This is a genomic window from Klebsiella sp. GN_Kp190 (assembly GCF_040061795.1).
Taxonomy (GTDB): domain Bacteria; phylum Pseudomonadota; class Gammaproteobacteria; order Enterobacterales; family Enterobacteriaceae; genus Klebsiella; species Klebsiella michiganensis.
Map to the genome: position 1 here is coordinate 161,236 of NZ_JBEAFN010000029.1, position 11,574 is coordinate 172,809.

At 53.8% G+C, this 11,574-nt stretch carries 13 protein-coding genes; 3 read left to right on the plus strand and 10 right to left on the minus strand.

What is annotated here, in order from left to right:
* Positions 1-104 precede the first annotated feature (104 nt).
* The 4 genes from ABLU67_RS18555 to ABLU67_RS18570 are packed head-to-tail and all read right to left on the minus strand — an operon-like array spanning position 105 to position 3,418.
* Positions 105-875, minus strand: coding sequence for a 5-oxoprolinase subunit PxpA (locus tag ABLU67_RS18555; protein WP_021312346.1), 771 nt, complete (start codon positions 873-875; stop codon positions 105-107).
* Positions 876-885: 10 nt separating this feature from the next.
* Entirely contained in the window at positions 886-1,872 is a 987-nt protein-coding gene (locus ABLU67_RS18560; protein WP_021312347.1) for a biotin-dependent carboxyltransferase family protein, read from the minus strand.
* Entirely contained in the window at positions 1,869-2,576 is a 708-nt protein-coding gene (gene pxpB / locus ABLU67_RS18565) for a 5-oxoprolinase subunit PxpB (protein WP_048994187.1), read from the minus strand. Before pxpB ends, ABLU67_RS18560 begins: the two co-directional genes overlap by 4 nt.
* A gap of 2 nt (positions 2,577-2,578) precedes the next feature.
* The gene (locus ABLU67_RS18570) at positions 2,579-3,418 is read right to left on the minus strand and encodes a transporter substrate-binding domain-containing protein (RefSeq protein WP_004222836.1); all 840 of its coding nucleotides are present in this window, start codon (positions 3,416-3,418) and stop codon (positions 2,579-2,581) included.
* Positions 3,419-3,715: 297 nt separating this feature from the next.
* Here ABLU67_RS18570 and ABLU67_RS18575 point away from each other — a divergent pair, with 297 nt between their 5' ends.
* Positions 3,716-4,636: a DMT family transporter gene (locus tag ABLU67_RS18575; RefSeq protein WP_348852448.1), complete on the plus strand. Its 921-nt coding sequence runs from the start codon at positions 3,716-3,718 to the stop codon at positions 4,634-4,636.
* A gap of 60 nt (positions 4,637-4,696) precedes the next feature.
* On the opposite strand, the gene ABLU67_RS18580 is transcribed toward ABLU67_RS18575, so the two are convergent.
* The 4 genes from ABLU67_RS18580 to ABLU67_RS18595 form a co-directional block, all read right to left on the minus strand.
* The gene (locus ABLU67_RS18580) at positions 4,697-5,968 is read right to left on the minus strand and encodes a Glu/Leu/Phe/Val dehydrogenase (RefSeq protein WP_064323859.1); all 1,272 of its coding nucleotides are present in this window, start codon (positions 5,966-5,968) and stop codon (positions 4,697-4,699) included.
* A gap of 80 nt (positions 5,969-6,048) precedes the next feature.
* Positions 6,049-7,395, minus strand: coding sequence for an acetyl-CoA carboxylase biotin carboxylase subunit (accC, locus tag ABLU67_RS18585; RefSeq protein ID WP_064323858.1), 1,347 nt, complete (start codon positions 7,393-7,395; stop codon positions 6,049-6,051).
* 8 nt (positions 7,396-7,403) lie between these two features.
* The gene (accB, locus tag ABLU67_RS18590; RefSeq protein ID WP_032414556.1) at positions 7,404-7,859 is read right to left on the minus strand and encodes an acetyl-CoA carboxylase biotin carboxyl carrier protein; all 456 of its coding nucleotides are present in this window, start codon (positions 7,857-7,859) and stop codon (positions 7,404-7,406) included.
* Between the two features lie 353 nt (positions 7,860-8,212).
* Positions 8,213-8,581: a helix-turn-helix domain-containing protein gene (locus ABLU67_RS18595; RefSeq protein ID WP_063266891.1), complete on the minus strand. Its 369-nt coding sequence runs from the start codon at positions 8,579-8,581 to the stop codon at positions 8,213-8,215.
* A 101-nt stretch (positions 8,582-8,682) separates the two neighbouring features.
* Between ABLU67_RS18595 and ABLU67_RS18600 the strand changes: the two genes are divergently transcribed.
* Positions 8,683-9,429 (plus strand): NAD(P)-binding domain-containing protein, encoded by a 747-nt coding sequence (locus tag ABLU67_RS18600; RefSeq protein ID WP_211753967.1) that lies wholly within the window; start codon positions 8,683-8,685, stop codon positions 9,427-9,429.
* A gap of 414 nt (positions 9,430-9,843) precedes the next feature.
* On the opposite strand, the gene ABLU67_RS18605 is transcribed toward ABLU67_RS18600, so the two are convergent.
* Positions 9,844-10,089, minus strand: a complete 246-nt coding sequence (locus ABLU67_RS18605) for a helix-turn-helix transcriptional regulator (protein ID WP_110197054.1) — start codon at positions 10,087-10,089, stop codon at positions 9,844-9,846.
* A gap of 151 nt (positions 10,090-10,240) precedes the next feature.
* Here ABLU67_RS18605 and ABLU67_RS18610 point away from each other — a divergent pair, with 151 nt between their 5' ends.
* Positions 10,241-10,627: a hypothetical protein gene (locus tag ABLU67_RS18610; RefSeq protein ID WP_227543370.1), complete on the plus strand. Its 387-nt coding sequence runs from the start codon at positions 10,241-10,243 to the stop codon at positions 10,625-10,627.
* 26 nt (positions 10,628-10,653) lie between these two features.
* Here the strand turns inward: ABLU67_RS18610 and ABLU67_RS18615 are convergent, their stop codons facing one another.
* Positions 10,654-11,523 carry a replication endonuclease gene (locus ABLU67_RS18615; RefSeq protein WP_348852449.1) on the minus strand — a complete coding sequence of 290 codons (870 nt, stop codon included), beginning with the start codon at positions 11,521-11,523 and terminating at the stop codon, positions 10,654-10,656.
* Between the last annotated feature and the right edge of the window lie 51 nt (positions 11,524-11,574).

Below are 11,574 nucleotides of genomic sequence, written 5' to 3' on the forward strand. Positions count from 1 at the left end.
GCCAATGGGTTTTGACTGACCGGGGGTCCGAGAGCGCATAGCGTAAAGGGAGAACAGGTAGTGGTCAGGGGCGCGATTTGCCCCCCTCGTGACGGGAAAAGGCTTTACTGCGCCAGCACCTCCGCCGCGGATGCTACCGTCGCACCGCAGGCTTCAATCTCACTACGAACCAGCGTCGCCAGCGCCAGCGAGCCCGGGGTATCGCTATGGACCAGGATCGAACGCGCACGTATCGACAGCGTATTGCCGCTAAAAGTGGTCACAGTTCCCTGCTGGAGAAACTGACGTACTCTGGCGCGCACCGCCGCTTCTTCTTTGATTAGCGAACCGGCAATACCGCGCGGGACAAGTTGTCCGCGATCGTCGTAGGCCCGGTCGGCGAGAAACAGCGTCAGCGTCGGCAATCCGGCAGCCTGCGCCGCTCGTTCAATGATAGTATCCGGCTGGCAGAAGATAATCAGTTGCGAATCGATCCGGGCGACGGCCTGCATCACCTGCAGCGCCAGCGCATCGTCACGGTTAATCATATTGCCCATTGCCGCGTGAAAACTCAGGTGAACTACCCGGGTCCCCTCGGCGCGGGCAATGGCAGAGAGCGCGCCAAGCTGATATACCACCTGCTGGCAGATCTCATCGGCAGAGAACGCCATCTCTTTGCGCCCGAAGCCCTGGCGATCCGGCAGACCGGGGTGGGCTCCAATCCCCACGCCGCGCACTTTCGCCAGGCGTACCATCCGCGTCATGATCGCCGGATCCCCCGCGTGAAAACCGCAGGCGATGTTGGCAGAAGAGACCTTATCCATTAGCGCTGAATCATCACATAGCTGATAGACGCCAAAACCTTCTCCCATATCAGAGTTCACATCAATTTTCATGCTGAGTTCCTTATAAACCAACGACCTTGACCAGCGGCGCTATGCTGACGCGCAAACGCTGCAGCCAACGTTCAATTTCCTGCCGCACGGCGATGGCGGTAGACGTATCGGCCTGTACCAGTTGAATTGACTGCCCCGCCTGGAGCTGGCCCAGACGCCAGAGATCTTCTTCAATCACGCAGGCAATTTTGGGATAGCCTCCCGCGGTGTTGGCATCGCTTAACTGGATAATCGGTTCGCCGGCCGGCGGAACCTGTACGATGCCCGGTATCAGGCCATAGGAGCGCATTTCAACCGTTTCGGCTGGTAGGATAGGCTCTCCCGCCAGGCGATAGCCGGTTCGGTTGCTGTGCTGCGAAATTTTCCACGCCTGGCTCCAGAACCGCGATGCATCAGCGGCAAACAACGGATACTCGCCAGCGGGTATAGCTCGGATCTGGACATCGCCCTGTGCGTTGCGCGGGAAAAAGGCGTTTAAGGCCACTTCCGGCGGCTCAATGCCAATCCCGGAATCCGGGAGTGGCGCCCCCTGCCAGGGACCACAGGACAGCACGTCGCCGCGCTGTAGTTGCCGCCCCTCGAGTCCGCCGAAACCGCCACGCAGGGCGGTACTGCGCGAGCCCAGAACCAGAGGGACATCAATACCCCCTGCCACGCATAAGTAGCCGCGTGCGCCGCGACGGGGAAAACGCAACTCAAGCACCTGGCCTTTACGTACCGCGCAGCCCCACCAGGCCGGTAGTTCATCGCCGTCGAGCCTTGCCCGGCAATCGGCGCCGGTGAGCGCGATCCAGCTGTCCGCCAGGAAACGCACGCGAAAGGGAAACATCTGAACTTCGATGGCCGCCGCATTCTCCTCGTTTCCCAGCAGGGTGTTACCGGCGCGCAGTGCCAGCGGATCCATCACCCCACTCACTGAGACGCCAAGATGACGCCACGCCGGACGGCCTAAATCCTGAATCGTATTTAGCGATCCGCTTTGTTCAATCTCAATCACAGTTCGACTCTCTCAGGCAGAAAACGGATGATATCGCCTGGCGCCATCAATGCAGGAATGGCGGCGTGGGGGTTGAATACCTCAATTTCCGCGTAGCCGATTGCATTCCAGCCGTTCGGTCCGGTCAACACCGACACCCCCGCCTGTGGACCGCCAATAGTGACCGTCCCTTTGAGCATATTCAGCGAAGGCACCTTTTTACGCGGCGTCGCCAGACGCGGATCCAGACCATGGAGATAGCCAAACCCCGGCGCACTGCCAAGCGCGACCACGGTATAGACCCCCTGCGAATGCCGACGAATAACTTCCCGGGCGGAAAAACCAGTATGCCGACATACCGCCTCCAGATCGCTGGCGTGTTCGCCACCGTAGCACACCGGGATATCAATCTGCCGCCCTTCGAGGTTGAGCGCCTGCGCGGACAGCCAGTACTCGTGTAACCGGCGCTCCACTGCCGTCGGTTCCTCCGGCGTGTCATGGAGCAATACCAGTAAATTGGTCACGCCGGGGATCAGGGATTCCACCGCCGGCCACTGTTGCAGGTTCTGCGCCATAGACCAGATACGGCGCTGTGCAGGAAGGTCAAAGGCACCCGGCGCTTCGATAAGCCAGGCCCGGCTGCCCATCATGGAAATCCGCGCCGGAGCGCTGGCATGAATTTCAACGCGGCGCTCGGGTAACAACGTTTTCGATGTCGGCGTCATACTTATTCCAGCGGTTCGAACGTAAGGCTGGACAACGGTTGTACCCGTTCTTCGCGGACCATTTTGTATTCGGTATTCGGTCCAATCCAGGTATTCCAGATCTTGTCGATCGTCCCGTCGTCATCCATCACCTTCAGGCTTTCATTGACGCTGGCTAGCAGTTGCGGTTCGCCCTGCTTCATCCCCACGCCTATAGGCTCTAGCGCCATCGGCTCTTTAATCATCGCCAGATTAATGCCGTCCTTTTTTGCCTGACCGATCATTTTGATACCGGTCATAGTGTTGGTGACGAAACCCAGCACCTTATTCTGTTCAAGGGCAAGGAACGCCGACGCCGCGTCCTGGAAGGTAACCGGTTTGCCGCCCTTCAGTACGATGGATTGTTCAGAGGTGGTGCCCTTGGTGGCGCTGATACGCTTGCCTTTAAAATCGGCAAGGGTTTTATCGGCATTCGCCTCTTTTACCAACAGCATCTCTTTCGCGACGTAGTAAGGGTCACTGAACTGAATCTGGCGGCCACGTGTTTTGGTATAGGCAAGGTTGGCGATCAGCACGTCGGCTCGCCCTGTGGCGATGATAGCAATACGCGCTTCCACGGAAGTAGGAACCAGCTGAGCCTTGACTCCCATCTGTTTTGCCAGCGCATGACAGAGTTCAACGTCCATCCCGACCAACTGGCGGGTTTTTGGATCCGGGGCAGAAAATGGCGGCACATCAGAATAGACCGCGCACTTCAGCTCACCGCGCGCATGAATATCCGCCAGCATGTCGGCGCGCGCGGCCCCGGACACTGCTACCAGCGTCAGAACCAGCGCTAAACCCGCATTTCGCTTCAGTTTCATTATTATTTTCCTCGGTCTGGATAAAAGAGTACCGACACCCGGTAAAAGGTTTCCCGTTTCGCCGGTATGGCTAACCACTTATCGCGACTATATCGACATTGTTTCGGTGATGGGTAAGAGGGAAACGCTGTTGCGAGATAGGTGATTTATATGACGGCGCCGGCGCGCGGAGATAAGCAAAAGTTATCCTCACAGAACAAAATTATCTTATCTGCCTGCCCCGAGCGCCCTCTACTGTTACGCCATGCGCGACACCCACGCCGCGTCCCTCCGCGACCGTTAACCAAAGGTAGTCACATGAATGCCCGACTTGGGATTTATCTAAAAATACTCTCCGCGCTATGCACTACATTAATGCTGGCCTGCGTCAAAGGATTGCAGGGGGCGATTCCCACCGGCGAGGTGATCTTCTTTCGCTCTTTTATTGCTATGTTTCCCCTGCTTATCTGGTTAAAAATTCAGGGCAACGTGCTGGCCAGTATCAAGACCAAAAATATTTTCGGCCATCTGATTCGCGGCTTTTCCGGTACCGGTGGGATGTACTTCAACTATCTGGCGCTGGTATCGATTTCTCTCGCCGACGCCACCGCACTGAGCTACGCTGCTCCGCTCTTCACCGTCATCATGGCGGCCCTGCTGCTGAAAGAGCGGGTACGTTTTTCCCGTTGGCTGGGGGTTATCGTCGGTTTTTCGGGCATTCTGTTTATGCTCTCCGCCAGTTTAACCGCCAGCGGTTCGCTGTTCGCTGGCGGCCATCTGCAGTCCGGGATGGCTCTCGGCGTCGCGTTCGCCCTGCTTGCCGCTCTTTGCACCGCCACCTCCAACATTCAGATCCGTTTTCTCAACGGCATTGAAAAACCTGGCGCCATCGTCTTTTACTTCTCGCTGATGACCACCCTGATTGGTCTGGCAACCAGCCTCTTCGGCTGGGTACGTCCTACGCCGGGTCAGTTGCTGTTGCTGGTGGGCTGCGGCTTCTTCGGCGGCATGGCACAGATTCTGGTCACGCTGAGCCTGCGGTTTACCGACGCTTCGCTACTGGCGCCGTTTGACTACACCACGCTGGTCTGGTCGATGGTCATCGGTTATCTGTTCTTAAACAGCCTGCCCGGTTCTTCAACGCTGATCGGCGCGGGGATCGTAGCGCTGGCGGGGATATTCACCCTGTGGTGTGACCAGCGGCAACGGCGGGCGCATATCGCGCGCGCCTCTTCCTGACGCTTTCTGACTCTAGCTATAGCCCCGCGCCGGCAACGCAGGGCTTTTTATCGCCACGCCTCAGGAATACAGCCCGCGGTCTTTACTTGCCTGTAGGATCCGTTCGCAGGCCAGGGCCCAGGCGGCGGTACGCAGGGGGATTGCCAGCGCCTGTGCTTTTTGCCAGACGCTTTCGATAGCGTGGCGCATAATGGTATCCAGCCGAGCGTCGATCTCCTCTTCGCTCCAGAAAAGGCTGGAGAGATCCTGCACCCACTCGAAATAGCTGACCGTTACCCCGCCGGCGTTGGCAATAACGTCTGGAACCAGCACGATCCCCCGCCCAGCCAGCACGTCGTCAGCCTCCGGCAGCGTAGGACCATTGGCTCCCTCCAGAATGAGTCGGCAGCGCAGCCCAGCCGCGAGTTCCGCGCTAATTTGCCCCTCCAGGGCTGCCGGAATCAGTATCTCGTACTCGAGACGCCAGAAAGCCTCTTCCGTCACGTTATCGGCACCGGGGAAGCCAGCTATTGTGCCGTGCTCCTGTTGCCACGTCTGCAGTGCCGGGATATCGAGCCCGTTATGCTGATACAGCGTCGCACGATGATCCTGTACAGCCACCACCCGCGCGCCAGCAGCATGAAACAGCCCGGCGCTGACGCTACCCACATTGCCAAAACCCTGCACCGCAACCCGGCTTTGCGCCACGGGGAGTCCCATTTTTTCCGCAATGTGACAGCCGGTGATAAACACTCCGCGCCCGGTCGCCTGTACCCGCCCCAGCGATCCGCCGAGGTGGACCGGTTTCCCCGTCACCACGCCGGTCGCGGCTGTTCCGGCGTTGCGTGACCAGGTATCCATCATCCAGGCCATGACCTGGGCGTTAGTGCCGACGTCCGGCGCCGGAATATCCTGCCGTGGGCCGATTACTCTGCTGATTTCACAAGTGTAGCGCCGGGTCAAACGCTCCAGCTCTCTGTCGGATAGCGTCGACGGGTCGACGCGCACACCGCCTTTCGCCCCGCCGAACGGCAGATTGAGCGCCGCGCATTTCACGGTCATCCACGCCGCCAGCGCCATCACCTCCTGCAGGCTGACGTCGGGGTGATAGCGCACGCCCCCTTTGCCGGGTCCGCGAGAGAGATTATGCTGAACCCGAAAGCCTTCAAAATGGCGAATCGTCCCGTCATCCATTTCCAGAGGAACATCGACAATCAGCGCCCTTTCCGGGTGGCGCAGAGTATTGGCCCAGCGATTGAGATCGCCGGGCAGCGGCAGAACGCGTTCCACCTGGGAGAGATATATAGCCCAGGCACAATGGCTCTCACCCGTCACATAAGAGAGTGCAGACACAACTTACCTCCGGTTTTCCTGTAGTGATATTGATAGCGATAAATGAAGAAAGCCGCCCGGAGGCGGCTTTGGGGCTAAGTTCAGCGATTGAGCTCCAGTTTCTTTTCCAGATAATGGATGTTGCAGCCGCCAGCGCGAAAATGGTCATCCGCCATGATCCGCCGCTGTAGTTCAGCGTTGGTTTTGATGCCGTCGATCACCAGTTCGCTCAGAGCATGTTCCATTCTCGCAATGGCCTCATTCCGGCTATCGCCGATGACGATCAATTTGCCAATCATTGAGTCGTAGTACGGTGGGACGCAGTAACCTGCGTAAATATGAGATTCCCAGCGTACGCCGAAGCCACCTGGCGCATGAAAACGGGTAATTTTGCCGGGGCTGGGCATGAAGGTGTGCGGGTCTTCGGCGTTAATACGGCATTCAATTGCATGACCGCGTACGCTCACCTGCTGCTGGCTGATGGAGAGAGGCAATCCGGAGGCAATCCTCAACTGCTCTTTAATCAGGTCAATGCCGGTGATCATTTCCGTCACCGGATGCTCCACCTGAATGCGGGTATTCATTTCGATAAAATAAAACTCACCCTGCTGATAGAGAAATTCAAAGGTGCCGGCACCGCGATAGCCGATGTCCAGACAGGCTTTGGCACAGCGCTCGCCGATAGCCTGGCGGATTTCCGCGGTGATCCCCGGCGCAGGGGCCTCCTCCACCACCTTCTGGTGGCGACGCTGCATTGAGCAATCGCGTTCGGCAAGATATATCGCCTGCCCTTGCCCATCGGCAAGAATCTGGATTTCGATATGGCGTGGATTCTCCAGATACTTTTCCATGTAGACCATATCATTGTTGAACGCCGCCTTTGCCTCGGCGCGCGTCATGTCAATGGCCTGCGCCAGCTCTTTCTCTTCGCGAACAACCCGCATCCCGCGCCCGCCGCCGCCTCCGGAGGCTTTGACGATAATCGGGTAACCGATCCCGGCTGCCAGCCGGCGATTCTTCTCATGGTTATCGTCCAGCGGGCCATCGGAACCCGGTACGCACGGCACTCCGGCTTGCTTCATTGCCTGAATAGCCGAGACCTTATCCCCCATCAGACGAATGGTTTCCGCTTTCGGGCCGATAAACACAAATCCTGAGCGTTCCACCTGTTCGGCAAAATCCGCATTTTCTGCCAGAAAACCGTAACCGGGATGAATGGCCGCCGCGCCCGTCACTTCAGCAGCCGAAATGACTGCCGGAATATTGAGATAGCTTTTAGCGGATGACGGTGGACCAATACAGACGCTTTCATCGGCCAGCAGCACGTGTTTTAACTCGCGGTCGGCAGTAGAGTGAACAGCTACCGAGCGGATGTTAAGCTCCCGGCAGGCGCGCAGAATACGCAGCGCGATTTCGCCGCGATTGGCAATCACGATTTTGTCCAGCATGAGATCCCCTATTCAATCACTATCAGCGGCTGGTCGAATTCAACCGGTTGACCATCAGTAGCCAGAATCGCTTTAACGATCCCGCTGTTCTCTGCCGAGATCTGATTCATCATCTTCATCGCTTCGACGATGCACAGGGTATCGCCAATATTAACCTGCTGACCCACAGCCACAAATGGCGCCGCACCGGGTCCCGGTGAGAGATAAAAGGTTCCTACCATCGGGGACAGCGTGATGTGTTCCGTCGCTGGGTCAGACGCGATAGCCCTGGCCTGTGCGGCCTGAATCGGAATATCCAACTGCGGCTGGACGACGGCCGCGGATACGGCGGACGACCCAACCGCCGTGGGGCTGGAGATGGCGCGGCTGATACGCACGGAGCTTGCCCCTTCGGCAATTTCCAGTTCGCCAATGCCGGAGGCTTCAACCAGAGCGATCAATTTTTCAATGCTGGCAATATCCATAATTTTCGGGTTCCGCAGAAATAGGAAATGATGTACCCGATTGCGCAATCAGCGGTGATGCAGTTATAGCAGAGCTGGTGGGCGATATTTCATAGGAAGTTCAGGTGGTGGGATAAGAAAATATGAGGGTCAAACTGGTTACGGACGAACCTCTTGCTATCTGGATTATCATCTGAAGTAGAGGATCGCCTGTAAAACGGAAAGTCTCAAACGGTAAGGCCGTTTTTAAACAAAGCGAAGCTGACAGGCTGCTTTAAGCGAACAGCGAACAGTGAACGTCGGTTTTCACGAAACAAGTTTCGAACATCATTTCAGGAAATATAAACAATCCGGGATATACCGGCCTGATAATCTCAACCAGACTCAAGGCCAAGAGTTTCCCTACGCAGCAGGGCCCATTCAATCAATGCCGCCATAGATGGACCCAGCGCTGTTCCTAGTTCCGTGAGGGAATATTCAACACGAGGCGGGACTTCAGGATAAAGCGTCCGTAGTACAATCCCATCCTTTTCCAGTTGCTTAAGCTGCTGTATGAGCATCTTTTGATTTACACCCTCTATCCTACGTTCAAGCTCAGAAAAGCGCAGTGGAACTTTAGCGGCGAAAAGCTGGCATAAAATTATTGTCTTCCATTTACCTTCAATAATCTTCAGTGCTTCGCTGGTAACCTGCGCCCATACGAGTCGTTGTTCAGGTTCATCACAACGCCAATCTCTTTCCATACTTACCTCCAGGTAAGCAACCCACTATTTTGTAGGTTCTTGTTGTTATCACAGTATGGGATTAGTGTACCCCCTATTGCATACAACTTCAGGAGTTAAATATGAAAATCGGCGTAATTGGTACAGGCAATATTGGCGGTACGCTTGCACGTAAGTTAAGCGAAGCTGGGCATGAGGTAAAAGTGGCAAATTCACGCGGTTTAGACGCTGTAAGGAAATTTGCCAGTGAAATTAACGCAGAGCCGGCGGACATTCATGGTGTAGTTACTGACATAGATGCCGTTATTCTGTCAATTCCATTCCCGGCGGTGAGTAGTCTGCCTGATGGGCTTTTCTCGGGTTTACCTCCACATGTCCCTGTCATTGACACGAGCAACTACTATCCAGGTCTGCGTGATCCGCAGATTGCTGCGCTGGATGAAGGTCAGACGGAAAGTGAATGGGTTCAGGAGCAGATTGGGCATCCAGTTATCAAAGCCTTCAACAATATACTCGCCGACTCTCTGGCAGGACTGGGACTACCTGAAGGGAGCCGCGGTCGCCTGGCAGTTGCAGTAGCAGGAGATCATCCAGCCGCAGTACAGGTCACGATGACTCTGGTTAATGATACCGGCTTTGACCCCGTATTTTCCGGCTCTATCGCTGAATCATGGCGTCAGCAGCCGTGCACACCATCCTATTGTTGTGACTGGGAGGCTGCCACCATGCTTCGCGCTTTCCCTCTGGCGAAAAAGGGAGAAGGACGGGCCCGTCTGCCTTCACTTTATGCCAGCTTCGGTAAGCTGGGTGAGACACCGACTCATGAAGATATCATTGATAACAATCGATCCATCAACTGGCCTGTATAACGTGGCTGCCGGTGATTAAGAAAGCTGCGCCTGCCTAAGTAGTAGCAAACGCACACTTTTTAGAAAAATCGATGGTCAGAAACTGGATTAGCAATTCCGTTCCAGGGTTGCTTTTGTTTGCGTTGGCATCTGATCATTAATTTATCCTCAAAACCATACCTCTTTGATACCGAACCAGTTCCGTGAATGCCTGCTACTACTGGAACACAGCGGACAAAGTACACAGGCACTCCGGAAGCGAAGACACCCACGGCAAGTGTCGGGGTAGGTATCATCAGATAAGCAAAACGGTCAAACACATCTGTGTCAGTGAGACGCACAAACACAACAATTAACAGTATTGAGGCACCTCATGGAGGTGTTCAAGCAGGATGACTAATACATAGGGCAAGCTACCTGCCAAACTATAGCTGTTTAGTCATCATTGGGAATCCGCAGAAGCTCTGTGACATCAACTTCCAAGGCATTAGCCAGGCGCTCCAACCCATCAATGCTGATGTTTGTGACGCACCTTTCCAACTGGGAAACATAAGTACGATGGAAATTCGCCAATTCGGCTATTTTTTCCTGACTCAGTCCTTTTTCTGTACGTAACCTCTTCAGATTCAAAGAAATCCGAATCCTTGCATTAGGGAGATGTTTGGCATGAGTATTTTTCATGCTACACAGTGTGGATTTCTGTCGTCTAAACATCTACAGTACATAAATCTACTGCTTTTAAATCTCATTCGAAGCATGGTAGACTTACCATCACTTGAAATAAAAACCTAACGCACTGAATTAAAATACATTTTCTTTAAAGGAATTAACTATGCTCATAAGGGTTATTACGTTGTGTTTTGTTACGCTGGTTCTAACGGCATGCGTGACGGGAGAGAAATTCTCTAAAATCAGCCAAGGCATGAGCCGGGCCGATGTGATTGACAGGCTAGGATCACCCGATGGCGTCCAAACACAAGGGACAACAGAATTATTGACTTATGCGAATCGGTTCATGTCCGACTGGTCATGGGATAAAGCCGACTATCAGGTATTGCTCAATAATGGATTTGTTGTCCAATACGGTGCATCCAATATTTATCACGATACAGGAATGGGGCAAAGAATGATGGCTGCAGGGCAAATAATGCAGCAGAATAAACCAGTACAAACCAACTGTCACCAAATAGGTTCATCAGTATATTGTTCTAGTTATTAACATTGATAATATTCACTAGGTTAAACTTAAGAATTAAACATTGGCTCTGAGATATCAACATTTCCTTTGGAGTCTAATTTTCTACAGTTATTGACATTATTACAAGGCAACGAATATAACCGTTGGCGGGATAGTTTTCGTACTAGACTGGCAGGGCGTTGCAAAAAATGGCTAGCCCGAGTTTTTACTATTTTTTCAGTTTCTGAATTCGGGCATTTTATTCCTATCGTTATTATCGTTGTTTCTCCCCACAGGTTTTCATATGGAGATTGCTCTCTTGCAACCTGCAGTATTCTTCTTTCGGAGCGCTTTAATCCTGCACCACCTTGCGCGCGAATGTAGTCTGCAAAATCGCTGGTATCTGCTGCGTAACGGACAGCTTCAGCAGCAGCCCCTAACTCTGCTGTTATGTTCATACTTCTGATTCGTCGACATTCTCGCCATACCCCAATCTCAGGCAAGCCAAAATGCTGAAATTGTCTTATACCCCATAATGATGCCCAAGATTTTACTCGCTCTGCCATAGCAGTATGTTTTTCTCCAGTAGCATCGTCTTTTGTATCGCTGCCTGAAACACCAGGAACCGACCAGGCTATATATTTCATCAGGTAATGAACAATAGCTTCATTTTTAACAGAAACACTATGGACGAGTTTACTAACATCTAATCCAGTTAATTTTTTTACATATTTCTTAAATGTAGAAATGACATGTTCTCGATCTTGCTCATTCAGATACATAATGATATGCCAATGTGGTGTAGCATCATGGTGAGGCTCCACCACTCGAGTCCCATAAATAGAGACGTCTGAAAGTGCACTTCGAACCTTTTTCCAGATCTCTTCAATAAACTGGTGAGCGACTCTCGGTGATGAGCCGTTCCACAGAGCACTGATCTCCTCCCTGAAAACAGTGCCAGACTAAACTGAAGTCTCCGGTCTTTCTTC

Coding starts and splice junctions, on each gene's coding strand:
- accC (WP_064323858.1), bottom strand. CDS start 7,395: ATGCTGGACAAAATCGTGATTGCCAATCGCGGCGAAATCGCGCTGCGT.
- ABLU67_RS18600 (WP_211753967.1), top strand. CDS start 8,683: ATGAAAATCGGCGTAATTGGTACAGGCAATATTGGCGGTACGCTTGCA.
- ABLU67_RS18610 (WP_227543370.1), top strand. CDS start 10,241: ATGCTCATAAGGGTTATTACGTTGTGTTTTGTTACGCTGGTTCTAACG.
- accB (WP_032414556.1), bottom strand. CDS start 7,859: ATGGATATTGCCAGCATTGAAAAATTGATCGCTCTGGTTGAAGCCTCC.
- ABLU67_RS18575 (WP_348852448.1), top strand. CDS start 3,716: ATGAATGCCCGACTTGGGATTTATCTAAAAATACTCTCCGCGCTATGC.
- ABLU67_RS18570 (WP_004222836.1), bottom strand. CDS start 3,418: ATGAAACTGAAGCGAAATGCGGGTTTAGCGCTGGTTCTGACGCTGGTA.
- ABLU67_RS18555 (WP_021312346.1), bottom strand. CDS start 875: ATGAAAATTGATGTGAACTCTGATATGGGAGAAGGTTTTGGCGTCTAT.
- ABLU67_RS18605 (WP_110197054.1), bottom strand. CDS start 10,089: ATGAAAAATACTCATGCCAAACATCTCCCTAATGCAAGGATTCGGATT.
- pxpB (WP_048994187.1), bottom strand. CDS start 2,576: ATGACGCCGACATCGAAAACGTTGTTACCCGAGCGCCGCGTTGAAATT.
- ABLU67_RS18595 (WP_063266891.1), bottom strand. CDS start 8,581: ATGGAAAGAGATTGGCGTTGTGATGAACCTGAACAACGACTCGTATGG.